Source organism: Natronocalculus amylovorans (assembly GCF_023638035.1).
Classification (GTDB): domain Archaea; phylum Halobacteriota; class Halobacteria; order Halobacteriales; family Haloferacaceae; genus Natronocalculus; species Natronocalculus amylovorans.
On record NZ_JAKRVX010000013.1, the window covers coordinates 1 to 22,731 of the forward strand.

18 protein-coding genes and 3 pseudogenes are annotated in these 22,731 nt (G+C 50.4%); 9 read left to right on the forward strand and 12 right to left on the reverse strand.

Features of this window, described 5'->3' with window-relative positions; translation table 11 throughout:
• The 5 genes and pseudogenes from AArcSt2_RS16240 to AArcSt2_RS16260 all read right to left on the reverse strand — a co-directional run.
• Nucleotides 1-484, reverse strand: a pseudogene (locus tag AArcSt2_RS16240) (RNA-guided endonuclease TnpB family protein); the annotation flags it as partial.
• Nucleotides 459-620, reverse strand: a complete 162-nt coding sequence (locus AArcSt2_RS16245; RefSeq protein ID WP_174653258.1) for a hypothetical protein — start codon at nucleotides 618-620, stop codon at nucleotides 459-461. The gene AArcSt2_RS16245 and the pseudogene AArcSt2_RS16240, both read right to left, overlap by 26 nt.
• Before the next feature lie 159 nt (nucleotides 621-779).
• Nucleotides 780-1,607, reverse strand: coding sequence for an enoyl-CoA hydratase/isomerase family protein (locus AArcSt2_RS16250; RefSeq protein ID WP_250586225.1), 828 nt, complete (start codon nucleotides 1,605-1,607; stop codon nucleotides 780-782).
• On the reverse strand, nucleotides 1,600-2,484 hold the full coding sequence (locus AArcSt2_RS16255; RefSeq protein WP_250586227.1) for a 3-hydroxyacyl-CoA dehydrogenase family protein: 885 nt from the start codon (nucleotides 2,482-2,484) through the stop codon (nucleotides 1,600-1,602). The genes AArcSt2_RS16250 and AArcSt2_RS16255 overlap by 8 nt, the downstream gene beginning before the upstream one ends.
• 140 nt (nucleotides 2,485-2,624) lie before the next feature.
• A pseudogene (locus AArcSt2_RS16260) lies at nucleotides 2,625-3,449 on the reverse strand (RNA-guided endonuclease TnpB family protein); the annotation flags it as partial.
• An 11-nt stretch (nucleotides 3,450-3,460) separates the two neighbouring features.
• Here AArcSt2_RS16260 and AArcSt2_RS16265 point away from each other — a divergent pair.
• The 3 genes and pseudogenes from AArcSt2_RS16265 to AArcSt2_RS16275 form a co-directional block, all read left to right on the forward strand.
• Nucleotides 3,461-3,571: pseudogene (locus tag AArcSt2_RS16265) on the forward strand (transposase); the annotation flags it as partial.
• 362 nt (nucleotides 3,572-3,933) lie between these two features.
• Nucleotides 3,934-5,250, forward strand: coding sequence for an RNA-guided endonuclease InsQ/TnpB family protein (locus AArcSt2_RS16270; RefSeq protein WP_250586230.1), 1,317 nt, complete (start codon nucleotides 3,934-3,936; stop codon nucleotides 5,248-5,250).
• A gap of 92 nt (nucleotides 5,251-5,342) precedes the next feature.
• Nucleotides 5,343-6,209, forward strand: coding sequence for a PAS domain-containing protein (locus tag AArcSt2_RS16275; protein WP_302929239.1), 867 nt, complete (start codon nucleotides 5,343-5,345; stop codon nucleotides 6,207-6,209).
• A 17-nt stretch (nucleotides 6,210-6,226) separates the two neighbouring features.
• Here AArcSt2_RS16275 and AArcSt2_RS16280 read toward each other — a convergent pair whose 3' ends face one another.
• From AArcSt2_RS16280 to AArcSt2_RS16295, 4 genes are read right to left on the reverse strand one after another with little or no spacing between them, the layout of a single operon-like run.
• The gene (locus AArcSt2_RS16280) at nucleotides 6,227-7,201 is read right to left on the reverse strand and encodes a M48 family metalloprotease (RefSeq protein ID WP_250586232.1); all 975 of its coding nucleotides are present in this window, start codon (nucleotides 7,199-7,201) and stop codon (nucleotides 6,227-6,229) included.
• 51 nt (nucleotides 7,202-7,252) lie between these two features.
• Nucleotides 7,253-8,062, reverse strand: coding sequence for a fumarylacetoacetate hydrolase family protein (locus AArcSt2_RS16285; protein WP_250586234.1), 810 nt, complete (start codon nucleotides 8,060-8,062; stop codon nucleotides 7,253-7,255).
• Nucleotides 8,062-8,409: a cupin domain-containing protein gene (locus tag AArcSt2_RS16290; protein ID WP_174654912.1), complete on the reverse strand. Its 348-nt coding sequence runs from the start codon at nucleotides 8,407-8,409 to the stop codon at nucleotides 8,062-8,064. Before AArcSt2_RS16290 ends, AArcSt2_RS16285 begins: the two co-directional genes overlap by 1 nt.
• A gap of 58 nt (nucleotides 8,410-8,467) precedes the next feature.
• Nucleotides 8,468-11,560 carry an FAD-binding and (Fe-S)-binding domain-containing protein gene (locus AArcSt2_RS16295; RefSeq protein WP_250586236.1) on the reverse strand — a complete coding sequence of 1,031 codons (3,093 nt, stop codon included), beginning with the start codon at nucleotides 11,558-11,560 and terminating at the stop codon, nucleotides 8,468-8,470.
• Between the two features lie 144 nt (nucleotides 11,561-11,704).
• On the opposite strand from AArcSt2_RS16295, the gene AArcSt2_RS16300 reads away from it, so the two are divergent.
• Entirely contained in the window at nucleotides 11,705-12,502 is a 798-nt protein-coding gene (locus AArcSt2_RS16300; protein ID WP_250586238.1) for an SDR family oxidoreductase, read from the forward strand.
• A 129-nt stretch (nucleotides 12,503-12,631) separates the two neighbouring features.
• Nucleotides 12,632-13,006 carry a hypothetical protein gene (locus AArcSt2_RS16305; RefSeq protein WP_250586240.1) on the forward strand — a complete coding sequence of 125 codons (375 nt, stop codon included), beginning with the start codon at nucleotides 12,632-12,634 and terminating at the stop codon, nucleotides 13,004-13,006.
• 10 nt (nucleotides 13,007-13,016) lie between these two features.
• Here the strand turns inward: AArcSt2_RS16305 and AArcSt2_RS16310 are convergent, their stop codons facing one another.
• Together AArcSt2_RS16310 and AArcSt2_RS16315 are read right to left on the reverse strand one after the other, a co-directional pair.
• The gene (locus AArcSt2_RS16310) at nucleotides 13,017-13,826 is read right to left on the reverse strand and encodes an ion transporter (RefSeq protein WP_250586242.1); all 810 of its coding nucleotides are present in this window, start codon (nucleotides 13,824-13,826) and stop codon (nucleotides 13,017-13,019) included.
• Nucleotides 13,827-13,911: 85 nt separating this feature from the next.
• Entirely contained in the window at nucleotides 13,912-15,690 is a 1,779-nt protein-coding gene (locus AArcSt2_RS16315; protein ID WP_250586244.1) for an L-lactate permease, read from the reverse strand.
• Nucleotides 15,691-15,910: 220 nt separating this feature from the next.
• Between AArcSt2_RS16315 and AArcSt2_RS16320 the strand changes: the two genes are divergently transcribed.
• Nucleotides 15,911-16,492 (forward strand): helix-turn-helix domain-containing protein, encoded by a 582-nt coding sequence (locus tag AArcSt2_RS16320; RefSeq protein WP_250586246.1) that lies wholly within the window; start codon nucleotides 15,911-15,913, stop codon nucleotides 16,490-16,492.
• Nucleotides 16,493-16,514: 22 nt separating this feature from the next.
• Here AArcSt2_RS16320 and AArcSt2_RS16325 read toward each other — a convergent pair whose 3' ends face one another.
• On the reverse strand, nucleotides 16,515-18,308 hold the full coding sequence (locus tag AArcSt2_RS16325) for an L-lactate permease (RefSeq protein ID WP_250586248.1): 1,794 nt from the start codon (nucleotides 18,306-18,308) through the stop codon (nucleotides 16,515-16,517).
• A gap of 625 nt (nucleotides 18,309-18,933) precedes the next feature.
• Between AArcSt2_RS16325 and AArcSt2_RS16330 the strand changes: the two genes are divergently transcribed.
• From AArcSt2_RS16330 to AArcSt2_RS16340, 3 genes are all read left to right on the forward strand, one after another.
• Nucleotides 18,934-19,467 (forward strand): LUD domain-containing protein, encoded by a 534-nt coding sequence (locus tag AArcSt2_RS16330; RefSeq protein WP_250586250.1) that lies wholly within the window; start codon nucleotides 18,934-18,936, stop codon nucleotides 19,465-19,467.
• The gene (locus AArcSt2_RS16335) at nucleotides 19,460-21,667 is read left to right on the forward strand and encodes an LUD domain-containing protein (RefSeq protein ID WP_250586252.1); all 2,208 of its coding nucleotides are present in this window, start codon (nucleotides 19,460-19,462) and stop codon (nucleotides 21,665-21,667) included. The genes AArcSt2_RS16330 and AArcSt2_RS16335 overlap by 8 nt, the downstream gene beginning before the upstream one ends.
• Nucleotides 21,668-21,842: 175 nt before the next feature.
• On the forward strand, nucleotides 21,843-22,721 hold the full coding sequence (locus tag AArcSt2_RS16340; RefSeq protein WP_250586254.1) for a right-handed parallel beta-helix repeat-containing protein: 879 nt from the start codon (nucleotides 21,843-21,845) through the stop codon (nucleotides 22,719-22,721).
• Nucleotides 22,722-22,731 lie beyond the last annotated feature (10 nt).

Below are 22,731 nucleotides of genomic sequence, written 5' to 3' on the forward strand. Positions count from 1 at the left end.
GCGTCCACGTCGTCCGGTGTTTCTGCAAGCGAAGTTCCCCCACTTTCGTACTCGATTCGCCATCAAGCAGCTCGTCCCACAGTTCCTCTTGCTCGGGATTTAGCCGAAGAGGTATCCAAAAGTTGGTTCCCCGACCGGGTTGCGGAACGTTCCAGCAGATTTCGTACTCGCGTGAGGAGTCTCGATCGAACTTTCCGGCTCGGTTCACGAAGCGGAGCGGGTGTTCGTCGTCCAACTCGTTGGCGTTGTACGTGTTGTGGAGTTTCGGGACGTAGGATTTGAGGGCGTCTTTCGCTTGGTACGGCAGGTTGTACGGCGTTACCACGTCGTTCGTGGCGCTCATCGTCGTACAGTTTTGCTCGAAGGCGTCTTCGAGTGCGTCTCGGTATTCAGACAGCGTTTGCTGAAGGCGTTGCTCTTTGCACCGTGTTGGCGGTGCGAGCGTGGCTTCCAGCGTCTTATTCGCTGTCTGAGTCGTTGACATCGTAGCCTTCGGATTCGAGTCCTTTGCGGAGGAGTTCGGAGTATGCTCGTGGGTGGCGTACCCCGTTATCGCGGGCGTATTGCTTCACGGCTTCATGAAGTGACCCACCTCGCTCCATATCGAAATCAGCTCTCATCCATTAGAATGTAAGTTTCTGCGTAACATAAAGATGACGGTTGGCATTCAGGCAGGCCGTTTGAAGGTGGTTAGTTCAGTAGTTGCCGGATTCCCTCCCGCCGTGAACGGCAGGATTCCCTCCTTGTAGGAAGATGGGTTCCAACAGAACCGACTTCGCCTATCTATCGTTCCACTCGGGATCTCGATCGTCAAAGAACGCGTCTATGCCCTCATTTTTATCTTCAGTTGCGAACAGCTGTGCGAATAGCTCCGCTTCGTACGCAATTCCATCTTGGAGTGACATACTCTCGCTTGCAGTAACTGCTGTTTTTGCAAACTCGACTGCGATCGCACTTTTTGCTGCGATCGACTCTGCCAGTGTGTACACCTCGTCAGCCAATTCATCACGTGGGTGCACGGCGTCGACGAGCCCGATCTCTTTTGCTTCGGCTGCCTCAATGAGCTCGCCGCTTAGGATAAGTCGCATTGCAGTGCCAGTTCCGACAAGCTTCGGAAGTCGCTGTGTTCCGCCACCACCCGGAATCAATCCCAGGTTTATTTCTGGCTGACCCAGTTTTGCTTCGGCGGCCGCATATCGAATATCACATGCCATCGCAAGCTCACAGCCACCACCGAGTGCATGGCCGTTTACCCATCCGATAACCGGTTTTGAGAGCTCAGCAACACGTTCATACACACGCGGGCGTTTGCTCGCTTCTCTCTGTTCGATCGCATTGCGTTCGCGAAGCTCTGTAATATCTGCCCCTGCAACGAATGCTCGCCCATCATTGTCACCGGTAAGCACGACAACACGAACATCGTCATCGGTTTCGACTGTGGTGAGCACCTTTTTCAGCTCCGATCGAAGCTGTGCGTTGAGCGCATTCCGTGCATCCGGCCGCGAAAGTGTGAGTGTTGCCACACCCGCAACTCGATCGCCTACTGTTACGGAAACGGTTTCACAGTCTGCTGCGGCAACTTCGGTTTGTGTCTGTGTTTCACTCATCAAATCGCCCTCCACTGACTCCAACTATCTCACCATCTTCCCAGACATAGAATCCTTCACCGCTTTTTTTGCCATACTTTCCGGCACGGACTTTCTGCTTGAGCAGTTGTGGTGGCCTGAACCGATCGCCAAACTCTGTCTGTAGGTACTCCAAAATATCTAGTCGTACGTCAAGCCCGACAACATCTGTTAGCTCCAGTGGACCCATTGGATGCCCATACCCAATCGTCATCGCGTTGTCAATATCTTTCGGGCCTGCAACACCTGTTTCAAGTATTCTGATTGCTTCTGCACCCAGTGTGACGCCAAGCCGAGAGGATGCAAAGCCTGCGGAATCACGGACTACGATCGGCTCCTTCTCGATCGACTCTACAAATCCGATCGCCTGTGATTCAGTCTCTGTACTGGTTTGTTCAGCAACAACAACCTCGACAAGCCCCATGATATGTACTGGATTGAAAAAATGGAGGCCGATTGCACGTTCTGGATTTGCAAGCACACTTGCGATTTCCGTCACCGAAAGCGACGACGTGTTTGACGCGAGTATTGCGGATTTTGGAGCTGATTCTTCGACGGCAGTAAATGTCTCCTGTTTGACGGCCATCTGCTCTGGGACGGCTTCAATCACAAGGTCGGCGGTGGATACTGCAGTTGCCAGATCGGTTGTTGTTTGAATCCGATCGAGCGTTGCGGCCATCTCTTCCGCTGTCAATTTGTTTCGATCGACACCGCCTTTGAGATTCGATTCGATCGATTCGACACCGGATGTAAGAATGGGTGCTTCGAGATCACGAATTATCACCTGATTTCCTGCCATCGCTGCCACTTGTGCGATACCGTGGCCCATTGTTCCAGCGCCAAGTACTGTGACCTGCATGTTGGCTACTGTTTTCGTTTGTTCTCTCTTAAACTATAATAATCGATAAATACATTTCTGATATAAGTGAACGGAATTGCTATATGTCCAGGTAAACGACCACGGGCGCGGTGGCCCGTGGCTTTTGTAGTTCTCTCACCCTACGTCGCAAGTACTCCACGCGAAGCGATTTCGCGGGATGAGGATGGGCGGTTTACTGAACGCCCCGACCCGGACAGACGCACCAACCGAACTTGTGGTTGGGTTTTGTGAGTCCGGTAAGTAACCGATTCAACATCTACGCCAGCGTGTTTTGCCCACGCTCGCCACGCCACGTTCACACTCGCGTTCCGGTCAGCATGGTCTTGCTGAACCTCACACGAATCGTTCGTACACCGGAACCGCCGACCTTGGCGGTATCCACGGTGTCCACAGCACGAGCAGGATTTCGAGTTGTACGGTGATTCGACCGTTTCACACGAAATCTGGTTCCACGTTGCTTTGTAGCGAACCTGTTGCTCAAACTTGTGGAATGGCAGCTTGTGCAGACGCCGATTCATATACGTGCCGTACTTGATGGCGTCCCGAATCCCGCTCAAGTCCTCGAACACGATACCTGGATTCGAGAACTGTTGGGCGAACTCCACCACAACCCGAGACAGCCGGTGAAGAACCCACTCAGTATAGCGTTCTTCTTTCTCCCCGAGTTGGTGGTGGATGGAGTGTTTCCCATGTTCCTGACAGCGTTTGGTGATGGTGTGGTAGCGTTGGCGTTCGGCTTTCACCGTACCGTAGTCAAGCACGAGTGTTCCGAGCGTGTCCATCGTCTCACGGTTAAGAGCGGTGAGAGCGATGTTGCGCTCGTTAATATCGACGCCGACGAGTGTGTCAGCGTCTTCCGGTTTAGGCACTTCGAGTTCTGTTTTGACCGTGACGTGTAGGTAGTACACGCCATCTCGGTACAGAAGTTCGGCCTGTCCCAACGACCACTCATTTTCAGTCAAGGTTCTGGGGCGGTGGATTCTGGAAGGTAGGATACTACGTCGGGACAACGGGTGCGGTATCCGAAGAAGTGGTTCAACGGTACATCGAACAGACGGAACATTAAGCGGAGTGTCGGGCTTCACCCCCGCGTGTCCGGTGACGCGGGGAACTCGCCCTTGAAACCAGTTTAGATACCTATACAGTATGTCTTCCCGGATTTCGGTCCTCCACGTTGATGATAATCCGGTCATTGGTGAGCTTACTACTATTTTTTAGAACGCGCAAACAGCCGATTTGCTGTCACACTGTTCTACCCTGACCTGCCTGTTATGGAAGATTCAAGGCTAAAACCCCGTCCTTCAGGGCGAGGATACAGCCGACAACACTTCCACTACCCACGGTCGATGGCACGACTGGATATTCCACGAATTAAACCAAACATTTACAATAGAAAGCAGCATAACCAGTTATGGAGACGTTTCACGAATGCACATCCACCGTACCTACCGAGCGAAAATCCGCAACCACTCGCAAGTGGAAAGGATGCTCGACCTGCATGGATGGAGTGCATCGAAACTGTGGAACGTTGCGAATTATCACTCCCGTCAAGTGTGGGAAGACACAGGGGAGATTCCCGACGACTCAGACTTGAAGCGTGAGTTGAAAGGCCACGACAACTACAAAGGACTGCATTCTCAGTCCAGTCAGCGCGTTCTGGAAGAACTCGCTGAAGCCTTCAACTCGTGGTACGGCAAACGCAAGTCAGACAGTCGAGCGAATCCGCCCGGCTACCGCAAAAAAAACTACTACGACGACCAAGGCCGTCGCGTCCACGAAGAACACCCGCGTTCGACGGTGACATGGAAGCAGAAAGGCATCCGACACGACACGAAACACAACCGTGTCCGGCTCTCGAAAGGTGCGAACCACAAAGACCACCCGAGGGACTGGGACTACATTCTCGTTGAGTACGAGACACGTCCTGAAGTCACGGTTGAGAACCTGCAACAAGTCAGAGCCGTTTACAGCAAATCAAAGGGCCAATGGGAACTTCACCTCGTCTGCAAACACGAAGTGGAGACGCCTGACGCACCCGGAAACGAGACGGTTGGTGTTGACCTCGGTATCTGCAACTTCGCAGCGGTTGCGTACAGCACCGATGACGCCGACCTGTACCCCGGCAACCGCTTGAAGCAGGATGGGTACTACTTCCCGAAGGAAATCGCCAAGTGTGATGATTCGAGTGGTTCTGAGGTGACTCGTCTGCATCACAAGTGGTCGGAGCGCCGCACCCACTTCTTCCACAGCCTCGCAAAACACATTGTTGAACAGTGTGTAGAGCGTAATGTCGGTCGCATCAATGTCGGGAAACTCGCGGGTGTCCGTGAGGATGAGAACGGCGACTCGAAAAACTGGGGGCGGCATGGAAACCTCGACTTGCACGGGTGGGCATTCGACCGCTTCACGAAGATTCTCACTTACAAGGCGAAAGTCAAGGGAATCGAAGTCGTAGAAGTGTCTGAGCGCGACACGAGCAAGACGTGTTGCGTCTGCGGTAGAGAAGATGATAGTCAGCGTGTTGAACGCGGCTTGTACGTTTGCGAGGAGTGCGATGCAGCGTTCAACGCTGACGTGAATGGGGCGGAGAACATCCGTCTCAACTTGAATCAAAGTAACTCCGAGTCTGCATCCAATTTGGGTGGAGATAGGAGTACCGGCTGGTTGGCACAGCCCGGAGTCTACCTTTACGACTTGTCCCACGGATTCTCACCGAGGGAACAGGTGGTAGACTGCAAACCTTAATATCCCAACGCTCGGGAATCCTCGCCCTTCAGGGCGGGGAGGATGTCAAACTGTTTACCGGAAAGGGCTCAGAAGAGGTTGCAAGCGATGCAATTTCCGCTGGCGTCACAGACTACCTTCAGAAGGGAACAAACGTTGAACAGTACACTGTTCTTGCAAATCGGGTCCAGAACGCAGTTCAATCTTATCGGTCCCAACAGCGCTTAGAAGAACGAGAAAAACAGCTTTCGTTATTTTTTGAGGAGTCCCCAATAGGTGTTATCGAATGGGACACAGCGTACAAACTTGTCCGAATCAACAAAGCAGCGCGAAATATTTTTGCCTATACAACTGACGAACTACAGGGTGCAGATTGGGAGAAGGTTCTGCCACCACTTGAGCGCAATCATGTCACTGGCGTCTTTGCATCGCTACAGTCCGATCACCAACAGAGACAGAGTATCAATCTGAATCTCACAAAAGGAGGGAGTGAGATCATGTGTGAGTGGCATAATCACGCACTCACAAATGCTGAAGGTGACCGTATTGCAATCTACTCACATGTTTATGACATAACAGATAATCTCGAAAATAAACGTCAATTAGAGGGATTGGTCGATCGGCTTCCCGGAATTGTCTACCGGCATCAAAATGAACCTGGATGGCCACTTGCGTTTGTCAAAGGATCGTGTGTGGAGCTAACCGGATATACAAGCGAGGAGCTAGCAGACGAGGTTCTGTTGGCTGAAGAAATCATTCATCCTGATGATCGTACATATGTCCAAACCGAGACGGAACAGTCACTTGCAGAACACCAGTCCTACAACCTCACATATCGAATCCGTATGAAATCCGGTGTGACAAAATGGATCTGGGAGTGTGGTGGTAAGGTGACGCTTTCAAATGGTGACAGCGTGCTTGAGGGGTTTCTTATCAGCGTGGATACGGTTGATCTCGATCGCCTTTCACAGTTTTCTTAGATTTTTCGCCCACATCCTTACTGCTGTTGTCGTTCCATCCGGGTCAGCGTCTCCACTCGCGATTCAGTCGGCGGATGCGTTCCAAAGAACCGTCGTTCAAGATAGAACAACCGTTTTCGAAGCTGCCAATATGCTGGCTCAACGTCCCCTTCAGGGCCAAGCATAATTTTTTGTGGCTCACATGGCTCGAGTGGTAGAATAGATAGTGAGGAGATGCCGGATACTTCTCTGAGGTCTCGATCCGGTGTATTGTGGATCTCTGTGTCAAGCGTTCGGAGTGCACTCGCAAGTGCTGCTGGTGAGCCACTCACGGCTGCGGCTGTTCGATCGGCTGCTTGCTCTCTGGCGCGAGAAAGCCGTGCTGTAATCGTCTTTCCAACGAACCAAACGCCGCTTGAGACAAAGAGCAATGGAACAATGACAACCACAAACCACCCTGGGTCTTCGATCGACTGGAGTCGATGTCGAAGCCCCGCCGCAATCATCACTGGAAGTGAGAGCACGGTCATTACCATCGCATCTTGATTTTTCACATGAGCTAACTCATGTGCAATAACCGCTTCCAACTCTTCTGGAGACAGTGCGTCGATTAATCCGGTTGAAAGCACAAGGTGAATGTTCTGTGGTCGAAACCCGACTGCAAGCGCCTCCGGTGTGTCTCGATTGGAGATTGCGATCGTTGGTGCAGGAATGTTCAACTGTGTCGCTACTTTTGTTGTGAGCTGATACAGCTCTCCTGCGTCGGATTCAGTAACAATATCTGCATCAGCAATGCGTTCGATCGTCTCAAGCTGTTGGTACTCAAGGTAGCCAACAACGATAATGAGGCCACTGGTCACGATCGTCGCAACACCGACTCCATCAAAACCAACACTAACAAGAATCAGATACAACGATCCCCAGATACCAGCTAAAAATATGGCTGCAACAAGAACCATTGCAATCGTTGTTGTGAGCATTCTCACAACGAGCGTTGTGCGATGGGAGGGCATACAAAACTGTTCGCACAGTGAACAAAAATTGTTCTGATTGATTTTCCGCGCTTATTTTACGCCTGCCGAGAGCGTTCCAACGCCATGAACCCGAGCTTCAACAACATCACCCGATCGGATTACTCCGGCTCCCGGAGTCCCTGTTGAAATAATATCACCCGGCTCAAGCGTCATCACGCTTGAGTGGAACGACAGCAGTTCCGGTGGTGAGAAATGCATTGCATCCAGCCCATTTTTTGCAACGACTTCATCATTGATCACGGTCTCAACATTCATTTCTTCCAAGGTATCTGTTGTTGCTGGTGCAGTCATCCATGGACCCACGACAAGGAAGCTGTCGAAGCTTTTTGATCGTGTCAGAAACCGCGGATTTCGCTGGAGGATGTCCTCTGCAGTCATGTCGATCACAGGGACAAAGCCGGCGACAACATCAGCAAACTCAGTCACCGAAACGTCTGTGCAAGTGCGGCCAATAACAATCGCTAGTTCCGCCTCTGCCGTCACCCGATCGCTCTGTTCTGGAAGCCGGATCGGACCACCGGGCGGTGCAAGCGCGGTTTGGGGTTTCATAAAACTGGCCGGCTCTGCGGGCCGTGTTTCATCCAGATCTGCTGCATGATCTGCATAGTTGAGCCCAATTCCCCAGAGCTTCCCCGGTGTAAACGGAATCCCGAACTGTAGCTCGTCGGCAGGCATCTTCGCCGCCGGAGCCGCATCAATATCGATTGACGCTGCCTGCTGCGCTGCGGTTACGATATCATCACAGTCAGGTGCGGCTGCTGACAGCGGAATAAACCCGTCTGCATCTCCAACCAATCGCCTCCCAGTCACATCTGTCGCGAACCGAAGATGTGCGGTCATTATTCCTCGCGATCGGTCCAGAAATCAAACGATCGACCCGGTGCAAACACATCTAATCCGACAGCACGCTCATCACCTGTGTTTTCAACGCGATGTGACTCCCAACTTTCTAACCAGACAGAGTCATACTGTTTGAGTGTAACCGTACGCTCTTCGGTGTGAATCGTTAACTCCCCTTCTAAACAGACACACACCTGCTCATTTTCGTGGTCGTGCATCGGTGAGCTATGCTCTGGTGGCTTCTCGAACCACTCAAACGTGAATTTATCACTGCCTGCAAGCGCAGCACGCATCCATCCAGCATCCGGCTCATACCTCTCTGCGTCATCAAACGCGACGTGATCCATACCGAGCGTTGTCGTACTCCCGCAAAATTGTACCGTTAGCTGATACCGTTGCTGGGTTTTATGATACGACGCTTGCGAGTGTTTCGATCGGATGCGGCGGCTCAGTGTCATCATCCGGTCTATCACCCAGCTGTGTCCGGCACGAGGCACCCGGTGCGACAACCATGTCACCCTCGCTTTTATCCACCTGTTCGTACAGGATGTTCCCGATCGCACGGCTCATCTCTCTGTGCTCGGCTTCGTATCCGAATGACCCAGCCATTCCACAGCAGGTTGAATCAAGCGGATCAACTGCATAGCCTGCTCGTCGCAGGACGCCAACTGCATGATGGTCTTTCTTTGTCGATTTCTGGTGGCAGTGTCCGTGATAGGTGAGTGCTGTCTGTCCAGCGGTATCTGTATCAAACGCGATCGACTCGTCCAGTCTAAACGTATCAATGTATTCGAACACACCGTAGGTGTTGCCCGCGATCGTTTGGACATCCTCTCCGCTGAGGAGGTCAAGATAATCCGACTGGAACATTACTGCATCCGATGGCTCAACGAGCACGATATCATATCCATCCGCTACGAGTGGTGCGAGTGCATCTACATTCCGCTGTGCGATTTCGCTTGCAATGTCAATGAAGCCTTTTGAGTGCGGTGGTCGTCCGCTTCCTGTAATCTCTTCGGCAGGTAGTCGAACGTGAATGTTCGCTGCTTCAAGAACTTTTACCGCTGCCTTTCCTGCATCCGGGTGATTGTAGTTTGTGTACGTATCCGGGAACAACACCACGCTTCGATCGGCCTCTGCACGATTGACTGTTGATCCGCCCCGTGCTTCAAACCAGTCAACAAACGTTGTTCGATGGAACGTTGGCAGCGATCGATCCTTTGCAATGCCGATCGTTTTTTCCATTACCGCTCTCGATCCTGGAATCTTTGTTGCCGCATTTGCAAGCGGTGCAAACGTGCTACCAAGCGAGGAGAGCGAGTCAATGTTTGCAAAGATCTTGTCTCGGAGTGATGCACCATGCTCTTCATGACGAGCGTGTGTGATCTCCGCTTTCATTTTCGCCATATCAACACCGCTCGGACAGTCTTTTGTACAGCCCTTACACCCGATACAGAGATCAAGTACCTCGTTTGCAAACTCATCTGAGAGGAGTTCGGCTTCCGGGAGCTCGCCACTCATTGCTTGGCGAAGCATATTTGCCCGCCCACGAGTTGCTTGGATCTCCTCTTGGCTCGCTCTGTAGGTTGGGCACATCACACCACCGACCGTCTCTTGAGCACCTCGACAGCCACCACAGCCGTGACAAAGCTCAACCATCCCTTGATAACCGTTCTCGTTATCCCAGTTCAGCGCTGGTTCAAATCCGGAGTCGAACTCGTACTCAGGCGAGAATCGAAGGTTTTCAGTGAGGTCGTGATCGCCACAGATGTTTCCTGGGTTCAGAATCCACTGTGGATCGTATGCTGTTTTCAGCTCACGGAACGCATTCCAGAGCTCATCTCCATACAGCTTCCGATTCCACTGTGTGCGTGCTCGTCCATCTCCGTGCTCACCAGAGATTGAGCCACCGTACTTTACAACGAGATCTGTGACCTCGTCAGCGATCGCCTCGTATGTCTCTAACCCCTCAACTGTTTTTGTGTTGACAAGCGGGCGAATGTGCAGTACACCTGGGCCAGCGTGTGCATAGTAGCTCGCAAACGTGTCGTGTTTGTCGAGCACGTCTTGGAAGTCCGAAACATATGCTGGGAGGTTCTCTGCGGGGATCGCTGTATCTTCGATGTATGCAATGTGTTTTGAGTCAGACGTCCGAGAGAGCAAGATTGGAAGCCCCGATTTTCGCATCTTCCAGAACTTCGCTTTTGTCTCCTCGTCGTATGCTTCCATCGCAGTCGTTGCAAACGTCCCCGTGCCTGTCGTCTCTGCTGCACCATCTGTTGGTTCGACAACTGCTGAGACATGCGGGACACGATCGGCAAATAGATCCGCAACCTGCTGTTTTCCATGCGCAGTATCGTCCGCATAGAACTCTACAAGAAGCACCGAATCGGTCTCCTCAGGCAGGAGTCCGACCACATCACTGAACTCTGCAGTTTGTGATGCAAGATCTAACAGCACATCATCCATGATCTCAACTGCTGCTGGGTCGTGTTCTAGAATTGGTGCAACATCCGAGAGTGCCGTAATTACGTCCGGGTAGGTTAACAACGCGACTGCGGTTGTATTTGGTACTGGCTCAAGCGAGACGGTTGCTTCTGTAACGATCGCAAGCGTCCCTTCACTCCCTGCAAGCAGCCGTGCAAGATTGACGGTTCCTGGTTCGCTCTCCGGATCAAGTCCTGAGTTGTCCGGCAGCCGGCGCTTTCCATTCGCCTCATCCAGCAGCATATCTAAATTATATCCAGAGACGTTCCGTTTCAGGTCAGGATACTGGGACTCGATCTCAGCTGCTTGCTCATCGAGAATGGTGACAATCTCCGCATAGATCCGTGGAATGAGTGTGTCGGCAGTCGGGTCTGCCTCTTCTCTGAGTGTCTCTACGTCGACCTCACCGAACGTTGTCACCGTCCCATCGGCTAAGACTGCCTCAACTTCTTCGATGTAGTAATCTGTTTTTCCGTATTTTAGTGAGTGTGCTCCTGTCGAGTTGTTGCCGATCGCCCCACCGAGTGCGCTTCGATCGCCCCATGCAGGGTCCGGTGCGAATTTCAGCCCATGCTCGCCCAGTGATTGGTTGAGTTCGCCAAGTCTGACACCTGCCTGTGCAGTCGCTCGTGCGTTTTCTGGATCGATCGAGACAACTGAGTCAAGATGTCGTGTAAAATCAAGGACAACCGCTTCGTTTACCGTTTGACCTGCAAGACTGGTTCCGCCACCTCGCGGTAGTACCGGAATTTCGTGTTTTGAACAATATGAAACAACTTCTGAAACGTCTTTCGTTGACTTTGGCATCACAACGCCGATAGGGACGGCCTCATAGGCAGATGCATCAGTTGCATAGAGCTGCCGTGAGTAGCTATCAAATCGGACTTCCCCATCAATTAGCTTACGAAGATCAGAAACGAGCGCAGGTCGATTGATCTCATCGCTCACATAGTCGTATCCTGCATCCACTGCTGCGGGATCTCTATGTGAATCAGAAAGCGGTGTCGACATAGTTTATTCTGATAGTTTATGACTAATGAACCCCTCGAATTTGCACCATTATTGCCTATCAAATTCTCGCCATATTCCTCAAGTAGCGGCCATTTTGTTCTGCTTCACGAATGGTTTAATCCCCGTAATTTGTTACTGTTGATTATGGACTTAGAAATTGCAGGTAATGCAGCGCTCGTGACTGCATCTAGTCGAGGGCTCGGTAATGCATCTGCCACTGCACTTGTTCGCGAGGGTGTCAACGTTGTTATCAACGGTCGGGATGCGGAAACACTTGAAGCCGCAGCCGAAGAACTTCGTGCGGAAGCGGCTGACGGTGCTCGTGTCGTTCCAGTTGTTGGTGACCTTACTGATGAAGACGATATTGTAACTCTCGTTGAGACAACCGTTGACGAATTTGGAACGATAGACCATCTGGTTACATCCGCTGGTGGCCCACCAAGCGGCACATTCCTTGACACCGATGATGAGGACTGGTATCAGGCGTATGATCTCCTCGTGATGAGCGTTGTTAGACTTGTGCGCGAGGCTGCGGAGCCGCTCGCCGCAGATGGTGGTGGGACGATCGTCAACATTACATCCCGGAGTGTCAAGGAGGCGATCGATTCGCTTGTGCTTTCGAATGCTGTTCGTATGAGTGTTATCGGACTCGAAAAAACGCTTTCAAAAGAGTTTGCACCTGATGTCCGGGTTAATGCAGTTCTCCCCGGATCACACGAAACATCTCGGATCAAAGAACTCATCGAACAGGGTGTTGAACGTGGTGACTTTGAAAACTACGAGCAAGGCCTCGAACAGTGGGGTTCATCCAACCCACTTGGACGAATTGGTGACCCAATGGAACTCGGTAATACAGTTGCCTTCCTTTCGTCGCCAAACTCCGGTTTCATCAATGGCCAATCGATTGTCATTGACGGCGGTTCAGGAAACGCAAACTTATAATAATACAGGTGTGCTTCAGGTTTCGTCGCTTTTTCGCGAATTAAAACAGTACGCTTACACTTACTGAATTAGAGAATAACATACCGATTGAAATACCCGGATGAACACGGGTCCTCAAATACGTTCATTATGACAGAGACAGCAACACAAGCAACTCAAACAGATGCAGAACCGGATCCTGAAGAGAATAATGACAATAAAAAAACAGGAATTGTCGGTCGAGTGTGGTCCAAACGGGGATCAGCGCTTGCGTACATTGCGGGCGGGATCGTGCTTTATATCGCCGTCACGAACCTACAAAATAACACTATCGCAGGGATCCTTGGAATTCTTTTAGGTGTTGTTACACTTCCAGTTGTACGCTCGCGGTTACCACTGTCTACTCGCGTACTGATTACCAGATACGGGAAAGTCCTAGTCGTGATCTTTGTCGCAATCTTCAGTGGTGCGATCGTCGATCCGGATTCGCTCTTTATGTCGATTGAAGCACTTCTTGGAGTATAAACAGAATTAGTTATCGGCTTTTATTCGGTAGTTCCTCTCCACAATGTGGGCAATAAACATACGGCCGTGGTTTTTCTTCTTGTGTCGCCTCCTCAATAAAGCCACTTGCAAGAATCGATGCAGGAAGGGCAAACAGGCCAATTCCTAAAAATGCTACAAGCGATCCGATTATTCTGCCAGCAGTCGTAACTGGAGTTACGTCACCATATCCTACGGTCGTCATTGTGACTACCCCCCACCAAAACGATGCAGGAATACTACTGAACTCCTCAGGTTGTACCGGACCTTCAATAAAATAGATTGCACTAGATGCCAGAACTAATAAAATTCCAGTGGCGATCGTGCTTATAATCAAATCCGGTTTTTTCTTACGGAGCACATACCCCATCGTTTGCAATGATTTTGAGTAGCGAGCGAGCTTGAAAACACGTATGATTCGAAAGATCCGAACAACACGGAGGAACCGAAGGTCAACAAATCCACCAATAAAGAATGGGAGGACCGCAAGCAGATCTATCACCATGTGATAGCTTGTCATATACCGTAGCCGTCCACGGACTGAACTGTATCCTTCTTTTGCCGTAATCGTCCAGATACGCAAAATGTACTCAATCGTGAATACTGCGACAGTAAATACTTCGAGTCGGTCGAACCACAGACCGTACTGCTGTCGTATTGGTGCAACTGTTTCTAAAATAATCGACAGTATTGAGAGGAAAATAAGCCCCATAATGAAGAAATCAACCGCTCTCCCTTTTCGACCGCCACGCTCTGGGTCCAACAGCGCGAACATTCGGCCCCGAACTGCAATATAATTCATTTGGTTCTGATGTGTCTTTGTTTATGATACTAATAAACAATACCCATAATGCACCCCGTTACGCACACCTGACACGATTTTATTTTTAGAACGTTGTTGGGAAGAGTAGATATGTGAAAAGCAACGTTACCATCCCCGCACAAACCAGGTAATACAACAATGGGATCAGCGTGAGCCTGATCACCCGTCCTTCTTCACCGACAAGTCCAACAGTTGCCAACGCGGCCACTACATTATGAATTGCAACAAGATTCCCAATCGCGCCTCCAACCGCTTGGGCACCGACCGTGAGTTCACGTGATATTCCAAGGCTATCGGCTGCAAAGAACTGCAGTGGTCCAAACGTGATGTTGCTCACCGTATTTGACCCGACAAGCGCTGCACCTAGTGCCCCAATAAGCGGTGCAACTAACGGATACGCTGGTCCAAGTACATCTGCGATCACAACCGCCAGAACAACAATCATACTGTCTAATCCTGGGGCATGAGAACCGGATTGCAACATCACTTGAACCATCGCAAGAACAAATGAGAGCGCAATAAGTGGCGTAATTAATTTAATTGCTGCTTCTTTCCAAACCACCGAAACCGCATCTGTTGGCAGTTTGTATAGTGGTACTGCAATCATTGCACTAGCGAGAAGCCAAATGCCAGGTACGTATAACAGATTGATACTGTTCCCAATTGTTGTTCCTGCGATTTGTGTCCACTCAAACAGCAGAACCCCAACTGTAATTTCGCCGACTACCGTAGATGTAGATGCTACCTGCAGCGATATAGGCGTTCCAAGTAGAATAATCGTGTCACCCTGTAGTAGCGATGACATTGGGTCAATGCTTCTAGTGAGTAGCAAACTCGAAATAAGGAAAATATACGGGAACCACGCCTTGAGCAGCGACATCTCCCGATCCTCGGATAACACGGACTCTACATCAGTTGGGTGAATCGATCCGAGCCAATGTTGGGGCCACTCTTCTTGCGGTGGGAAGTCCCACTCTGTTGATGGCTTGAAATATCCCGCTCGGAGCGCAGCAATAACAACTGCGGCACCAAGCATTGACCCAACCAAGGCAGGAAGTTCAGCGCTCACTTGTGCTGTTATCCAATATGGAATGACGAATGCGAAACCTGCAAACAAACAAAGCGGTACTACCTCAATGATCGGCTCCATGGTTCGAGACCCTTGTGGTGTAAAGAAGTAGACGACAATCCCAACTGCAAATAATGGCATCATAAATCCGATCAAAAGATGATATGTTGCAGCCCACGCTGCGACATTGATTGCGAACTCTGCTGCGGTCTGGTCATTACCAGCAAGCACCTGGTTGATATATCCAACATTTTCCAATGGTTCTCGAATCCCGACAATAATTGGCGTCCCAACTGCACCATACGTCACTGCGATCGCATGACCAATGAGTGCGGCTACAACTGCTGCAAGTGCAGGAAACCCAAGCCCTAAAAGAAGCGGTGCCACCACCGCAGCAGGGGTTCCAAACCCGGCTGCACCCTCAATGAATGCAGATAAAAAGAATGCAACTAGGACAATTTGGACTCTCCGATCCTCGCTTACTGTCGTAAAACTTCGATTGAGTGTACTGAATGCTCCCGCCCGAAGCATTGTGTACAACAATACCAGCGCTCCAAACACGATGAATAAAATCTGAATTGCAGTGAGAACCCCGCTAATGCTTGCAGCAACAATCCATGATGCAGGCATCCCCCATACAACTGCACCAATCACAACTGCAGATAGCCATGCAACAGGCATTGTCCGGGTCGCTGGCCACAACAACCCGATTAACAATAATCCAACAATAAATAGCGGTAACGCAGCGAAAAATACGGTTACAATACTCGTCATTACCCACCTTTGTGACGAACCCTACCTGTGTTATATATGTGAAAAAAATAACAACTGAGACTACAGTCCATTATCATTATACTCTGTGTAAATTAGAAATAAATAGCTGTCGGAGATGTATACATCTCCCGTAGTATCTCCAGCCCAACCGTTGTTTATTTCATCAGCAGATATGATATTTTAACAAGCATTGATATACAGTTGTCTGTAATGGCTTGGTATGAGTAGCGATCGTGAGCGGAACACCAATGGTCAATATACAGCACAGATCCCAGCTGAAGCTGCTTTGGACGCATTTGAGAACCGAGACGATCTTGCAAGACCCGTAACTGCAAGTGATGTCATGGAGGTGCTGGACTGCTCGCGGCGGACTGCACATAACAAACTGAGTGCCCTCGTTGAAACAGGACAGTTAGAAACTCGGAAAGTCGGTGCACGTGGTCGTGTGTGGTGGCAACCAATTCCGGCACACCAACCGACATCAACATCGACACAAGCACCGGACCCTGTTCTGGACGCAATCGCAGCCGTTTCCCTGCCTGGAAGCGGTGAAACGCTTACAAAACGACAGAATGCGTTATATGCGGCATACGAGTATCTCGTTGAGCATCCGAGTGCAAAAAAGTCCGATTTCTTAGAAACGGTGTATCCAGAGCACCCAGCAGCGTTTGAAACGCCTGAAGGGTGGTGGAATGCGATTCAACCCGCCCTCAAAGAACTCCCTGGTGTTGATCCGCCTGAAGAACGCGGGCAGATCTGGAAGTTCCTCGGCGGCGATCGATTCACGCCAACGTTAGGCTAAATCATTAACGAATGGTTCGTGTTTAGAACAGCGTTGGGAACAACACGTAAGTAAACACTGTTGCGACAACACCAACCATGACTGCATAGTAGGCCAGTGGAATGAGGTTGAGCCGAATGACACGACCCTCTTGTCCAACCAACCCAACAGTTGCGAGCGCTGCAACAACGTTGTGGACTGCAACAAGGTTACCGATTGCCCCACCAACTGCTTGTGCACCAACCATAAGCTGAGTTGGGATGCCAAGCTGTGATGCAGCTTCAAACTGGAACCCACCGAACGTAATGTTTGAGACGGTGTTCGATCCAGCCATTGCTGCCCCGAGTGCACCAATCAGTGCTGCAACAAATGGATAGAGCGGCCCAACGGTGTTTGCCGTTGCTTGTGCGAGGACGAAAATCATACTCTCAACGCCCTCTGCGTGTGCACCAGACTGGAGCATGATTTGAACCATCGCAATCACGAACACCAGCGCAATGAATGGTGCAACGAGTTTCTCACCTGCTTCATACCATGCAGCCTTGACTTCGGCACCATTCATCTTGTACAGTGGAATTGCGATCAACGAACAGAGAACCAACCAGAATCCGGGTACGTAGGCCCACTCAATACCACCGGAGAGTGAGGTCCCGAGGATACCTTCCCATGTCGTTGTGAATATGAATTGGTGGGCAGTGATTGTCGTTCCTCCGATCGTCAGTGGCTCGCCCTGCAGGAATCCCGGAAGTGGATCTACAACTCGAGTAATTACTAACATCACAACAAGCAGGATGTATGGTGTCCATGCTCTGAATAGTGAGATATCTGCTGCCTTCGGGTTCACTGTACCACCGTCTGCAGCTGCCTCGTTACCTGTTTTGTGTGGTGCGACATCCGTCTCTACTTCACCCGGCTCGATCGTTCCGACCCAGTGTGTTGGCCACTCCTCACGCGGTGGGAAGTCCCATTCTTCCGCTGGGACAAAGTAGCCTGCTTTCAGCGCTCCAACAACGATCGCTCCACCAACCATCGAACCGATGAGTGCTGGGAACTCCGCGCTAATCTGCGCTGAGAGCCAGTACGGAACGACGAATGCAATGCCGGCAAACAGCGCAAGTGGTGCAACCTCCCACGCTGGCTTGAGGCTCCGATCATTTGGATCGCCAAAGAAGTAGACGATCATCCCAACTGCAAATAGTGGCATCATAAATCCAACAAGTGCGTGGTACGTTGCGGCCCACACTGCAACTTCGACAGAGTATTCTTGTACAGTAAACCCTCCGCCGGTGATTGCTGTACTTATTGACTCGCTTGCTGCGAGCGGATCTTCAATCCCAATGATGATCGGTGTTCCAACTGCGCCATACGTAACCGCGATAATGTGACCGATCAATGCGGCGATCACTGCAGCGAGCGCCGGGAACCCAAGTGCGAGAAGCAGTGGTGCAACCACTGCGGCTGGTGTCCCGAATCCTGCAGCCCCCTCGATGAATGCCGAAAGGAAGAAACCGAGGAGAATTACTTGCACACGCCGATCATCACTGATCCGTGCGAATCCTTGATTGATCCGATCAAACGCTCCTGCTTGAGAGAGTGTATACAGCAATAATAACGCTCCAAAGACAATCCATAGAATCTGTATCGCAGTCATTCCGCCGACAATTGACGCTGCGATAATCCAGTCAAGTGGCATCTGCCAAACAAAATATCCGACTAATACAGCAGTTACCCATGCGATCGGCATCGCACGTGTGGCAGGCCACAAGAACCCCACAAGGAGAACCCCTGCAAGCACTAACGGTGTGGTCGCAAGGAATAGCTCCACAGTACTAACCATGCAGCTCACCCCTGTTCGTGTGAGTCGCTCTTCGGTTCAGCTCGATGCCATCAGTCAGTATGTCTGGCATGGATTTGGCATTGTACTTGTCGTATATATAATTATCGTTCACTCACTTACATTCAAACAGCTAATATGTACTCTAAAGACTTGAAACGGCTGAAAATGCACTAATTGCGGTTGTTCATATTTATTATTTTCAGTATCAGCCCCCTGTTTTGTTCATATATTGGGTGTTTGGTAACCTTCCTCCACTCCTCTGTCACCAGTTCATTTGTGTATCAAGACTACTGCTTGCGATTATCGCGTCTTGACTAACTAGCTATCGGTTCTCTTTTGACCACTCAACTATATTTCGACGTCCAATATACACGTGTATACTGGATGTAAATACAAAGGCACTGGCCAATACAGTCAAAAGTTATGGATTGATGGTTTGTAGAAACGACCGGCTGCGTGGGTTATTTTCGGTTTTTTGGTAACTCGTTACTCGTGCGCTGGTAGTCTCTGACGAGACCTCAATTTTGGTGCTACTTGACGACCAAATTTTTCCCAACAGATACTCCACGAAATAAAATATGTGAACTAACAGAACACCCATACGTCGTCACGATAATACCGATTCATGAGCATAAATCAAGATAATAACGTAACGGATTTCCAGCAATCGCTTGCTGCGCTGGATGTTGACGTTACCTATACCGCTCCAGCAGCGTTTGCTGAGACGCTTGCATCTATTGTGCAGGGAGAGACGATCGGTGTTCCACTGCCGTTCGACAGTATCTCGCAGCCAGAGTGGATTGATACTGAGGTTACTCCCGCAAAACTAAACGCTGCACAGACAAGCGTTACGCCAGCATCACTGGGGATTGCTGACTACGGGAGCGTCGTACTTGATTCAACAACTGATGGCGCAGAACAGATTAGTCTTTTTGTCGATCTACACATTCCTGTACTCTCTGCGGAAGATATTGTTCGATCGATGTCCGACGCAGTTGGCCATCTTGGCCCAAAACTCCGAGCGGGTGGAAGCTCGATCATTGCGACTGGCCCGAGCGCAACCGCGGACATGGGCGCGCTCGTGAAGGGTGCGCATGGACCAAAAGATGTCCATGTCATTGTACTTACTGACGAAACAGACGGGGGTAACAATGAGTAACGCGCGCGAAGAGAAAGCGGCTAAGATTAGACACCTGTTGGAGACAGAAGGTCCTGCTGTCGAAGAGAACACGCTCGGGTTCAACAGCGGTCGATATGAATCGGTGAGCAAACTCTCGGACTATGAAGAGCTGAAAACGCAAGCTCGGTCGATCAAGGAGGACGCCATCGAACGGCTCCCTGAACTCATCGATGCATTGACTGAAACTGTTGAGGCAAACGGTGGGACCGTCTACATTGCAGATGATGCGGCCGACGCAAACCAGTACATTCGATCGATCGCATCGGAAAACCAGGCAGCACGGCTTGTCAAATCGAAATCCATGACGAGCGAGGAGATAGATGTCAACGAGGCTCTTGAAGAAGATGGGGTTGACGTTGTTGAGACTGACCTCGGTGAGTGGGTGTTACAGCTTGCAGATGAAGCACCATCGCACATCGTCGCCCCTGCGTTACATAAATCCCGATCGGAGATCGCAGAACTGTTCAATACTACGTTTGATCCCGATGAGCCGCTCGAAACGGCTGAAGAGCTCACGATGTTTGCACGCAAAGAACTTGGCGCGCTCATCGAAGATGCCGATATTGGGATGACTGGTGCAAATTTCATCACCGCAGACTCGGGCTCGATCATGCTGGTTACAAGCGAAGGTAACGCCCGAAAATCCGCGGTTGTCCCAGACACTCACATTGCTGTTGCTGGTGTTGAAAAGATCGTCCCAACTGTCGAGGACCTCTCACCATTTATTGAACTGATCGGCCGATCGGGAACCGGACAAGACATTACCTCATATATTTCGCTACTTACGCCGCCCGTTGATTCTCCAGTCGTTGAGTTTGCGGATTCGAATACTGCATTCGCCGATCGGGAGGATGACCGATCGTTCCACCTTGTCTTGATCGACAACGGTCGGTTGGCAATGCGCGAGGACGATGAGTTGCGTGAAACGCTCTACTGTATCCGCTGTTCTGCGTGTGCAAACTCCTGTGCAAACTTCCAAAGCGTCGGAGGACACGCGTTTGGTGGTGAGACGTACTCCGGCGGGATTGCAACCGGCTGGGAAGCTGGCGTCCACGGCTATGACAGTGCGGCTGAATTTAATGATCTCTGCACCGGTTGTAGCCGCTGTGTCAACCAATGTCCAGTTAATATTGATATTCCATGGATCAACACTGTTGTTCGCGACCGACTCAATCATGGGCAGGACGACAGTCGATTTGACTGGATGTACGACACACTGGTTCCTGATGAGGAATCCGGATCGATCGATCTGCAAAAACGACTGTTTGGAAACTACGAAACGCTTGCAAAAGCTGGCAGTGCAACGGCACCGCTTTCAAACTGGATCGCATCACAAGGGCCGGTTCGAACGGTACTTGAGCGAGTCGCTGGGATTGACTCACGGCGTGACCTTCCGAAATTCAAACGAAACACACTTCGAGACTGGTTCGACAGCCGCGGTGGCTGTCAAATAGCCCCTTCGAGCGCCGATCGAGAGGTTGTGCTCTATCCGGATGTGTATACGAACTACGTTGCAGTTAGCCGTGGAAAATCCGCCGTCCGAGTCCTTGAGGCCCTCAACGTACACGTAACGATTCCTGCGGTTCCAGAGAGCGGTCGTGCCCCACTCTCACAAGGGATGGTTTCGACCGCAAGCGATCGGGCAAGTAGTGTCTTTGCGGCGCTTGCAGAACCGTTGGATGCTGGCCGAGATGTTGTCGTTATCGAACCATCCGATCTTGCGATGTTCAAACGCGAGTACGAAAAACTGCTTCCAGCCGCGTCATACGATCGACTCAGCGAGAACAGTTACGATGTCTTAGAGTACGTCTACGGCTGTCTTGAGAACGGTGGCGATCCGGATTCGCTACGTAGTCGGGAGATTAAGGTGGCTTACCACTCACACTGCCAACAGCGAACGCTTGGCCTTGCAGTCTACACGACTGCAGTGCTCGAACAACTTGGGTATGATGTACTGGAAAGCGATGTCGAGTGCTGTGGGATGGCCGGTAGCTTCGGTTATAAAAGCGAGTATTATGAGCTCAGTATGGACGTTGGCGATCGGCTCAAAGACCAGTTCACAACCGATGATGCACAGAGCCGGACGGTTGTTGCGAGCGGAACATCTTGTGGTGAGCAACTTGATTCACTGCTCCGGCGCAGCCCAACGCATCCGTTGGAGCTTATTGACCCAATATAATTTACTTTTGATTCGGTGTATTGGTCATTTCATCTGGTACAATACTATTCGGCAATCAGACAGCTTCTGTTTGATTACCATTTTTAATCAGTATCGGAACGTATGTAATTATAATAGCAAAATACCTTCTCTCAGGTGACAATTTACAAACAGTGGTACACCGGCACCTATTGGTATGGTTTCGCAACCAAACCATGACCGAACAGATGCAAGTCGTCGAACATATCTCCACATTGCTGGGGCCGCGCTTGGGGCATCAGCGCTTTTGAGCGGGACTGCAGTTGCTGGGCATAAAAAAGAGAAATCTGAGGGTGTACCGAAGCCTTGTGATGATGTCCCAGACTCATCGACTGGATTAGAACCATTGCGAGTCATAGATGAACCTGGTATTTACACGCTCGAGTCGGATCTTTCAGTCGAGGAAGATGAGGTTGGTATTCTGATACTCTCCGGTGATGTTACACTTATTGGATCTGGTAATTCGATCACCGGTGATGATACAGGGACTGGTATTTTCATTGATGGTGACCTCCCGACAGCGGATGTAACCATCACTAATCTTGAATTTGCTGGTCTTAGTAGAGCAATCGATCTCTTTGAAACCGCCGAATGTGTGATTGTTAATATCTTGGCTGAGGACTGTGGAACCGGTGTATTCCAGTCAAATGATGCACAAGATAACACGATCGTAAAATCTACATTCTTAAATAGCCCAATTCAAATAAACCAATCAAGCAGAACTACTGCTGTTAGGAATACAATCACTGGATCAAGTTCCAGTGGTGTTACCCTATTTGATGAAGGAGGACACATTTTCGTTGATAATACAATATCAATGCATGATGAAGCAGGTGTGCTCATCAGTCCGTCAACAAATAATATTTTCATTCGTAACGAAATCACCGAAAATGGTACCGTTGGAATCGAGTTGGAAGGTGGGGAGGGGAACACATTTATTGACAATATTCTTGAGGATAACGAGGATGGACCGTGTTCTGTAGATGGCAGCTCAGAAGACAACCGTTTCGAAGGGAACGACCCTGAGTGCGAATAGGTTGATTGGT

Bases quoted from the DNA above. Each gene is read 5' to 3' on its own strand.
- AArcSt2_RS16270 (WP_250586230.1), top strand. From the start codon at position 3,934: ATGCACATCCACCGTACCTACCGAGCGAAAATCCGCAACCACTCGCAA.
- AArcSt2_RS16330 (WP_250586250.1), top strand. From the start codon at position 18,934: ATGAGCATAAATCAAGATAATAACGTAACGGATTTCCAGCAATCGCTT.
- AArcSt2_RS16310 (WP_250586242.1), bottom strand. From the start codon at position 13,826: ATGAATTATATTGCAGTTCGGGGCCGAATGTTCGCGCTGTTGGACCCA.
- AArcSt2_RS16250 (WP_250586225.1), bottom strand. From the start codon at position 1,607: ATGAGTGAAACACAGACACAAACCGAAGTTGCCGCAGCAGACTGTGAA.
- AArcSt2_RS16255 (WP_250586227.1), bottom strand. From the start codon at position 2,484: ATGCAGGTCACAGTACTTGGCGCTGGAACAATGGGCCACGGTATCGCA.
- AArcSt2_RS16325 (WP_250586248.1), bottom strand. From the start codon at position 18,308: ATGGTTAGTACTGTGGAGCTATTCCTTGCGACCACACCGTTAGTGCTT.
- AArcSt2_RS16305 (WP_250586240.1), top strand. From the start codon at position 12,632: ATGACAGAGACAGCAACACAAGCAACTCAAACAGATGCAGAACCGGAT.
- AArcSt2_RS16290 (WP_174654912.1), bottom strand. From the start codon at position 8,409: ATGGATCACGTCGCGTTTGATGACGCAGAGAGGTATGAGCCGGATGCT.
- AArcSt2_RS16285 (WP_250586234.1), bottom strand. From the start codon at position 8,062: ATGACCGCACATCTTCGGTTCGCGACAGATGTGACTGGGAGGCGATTG.
- AArcSt2_RS16280 (WP_250586232.1), bottom strand. From the start codon at position 7,201: ATGCCCTCCCATCGCACAACGCTCGTTGTGAGAATGCTCACAACAACG.
- AArcSt2_RS16295 (WP_250586236.1), bottom strand. From the start codon at position 11,560: ATGTCGACACCGCTTTCTGATTCACATAGAGATCCCGCAGCAGTGGAT.
- AArcSt2_RS16335 (WP_250586252.1), top strand. From the start codon at position 19,460: ATGAGTAACGCGCGCGAAGAGAAAGCGGCTAAGATTAGACACCTGTTG.
- AArcSt2_RS16300 (WP_250586238.1), top strand. From the start codon at position 11,705: ATGGACTTAGAAATTGCAGGTAATGCAGCGCTCGTGACTGCATCTAGT.
- AArcSt2_RS16320 (WP_250586246.1), top strand. From the start codon at position 15,911: ATGAGTAGCGATCGTGAGCGGAACACCAATGGTCAATATACAGCACAG.
- AArcSt2_RS16340 (WP_250586254.1), top strand. From the start codon at position 21,843: ATGGTTTCGCAACCAAACCATGACCGAACAGATGCAAGTCGTCGAACA.
- AArcSt2_RS16245 (WP_174653258.1), bottom strand. From the start codon at position 620: ATGAGAGCTGATTTCGATATGGAGCGAGGTGGGTCACTTCATGAAGCC.
- AArcSt2_RS16315 (WP_250586244.1), bottom strand. From the start codon at position 15,690: ATGACGAGTATTGTAACCGTATTTTTCGCTGCGTTACCGCTATTTATT.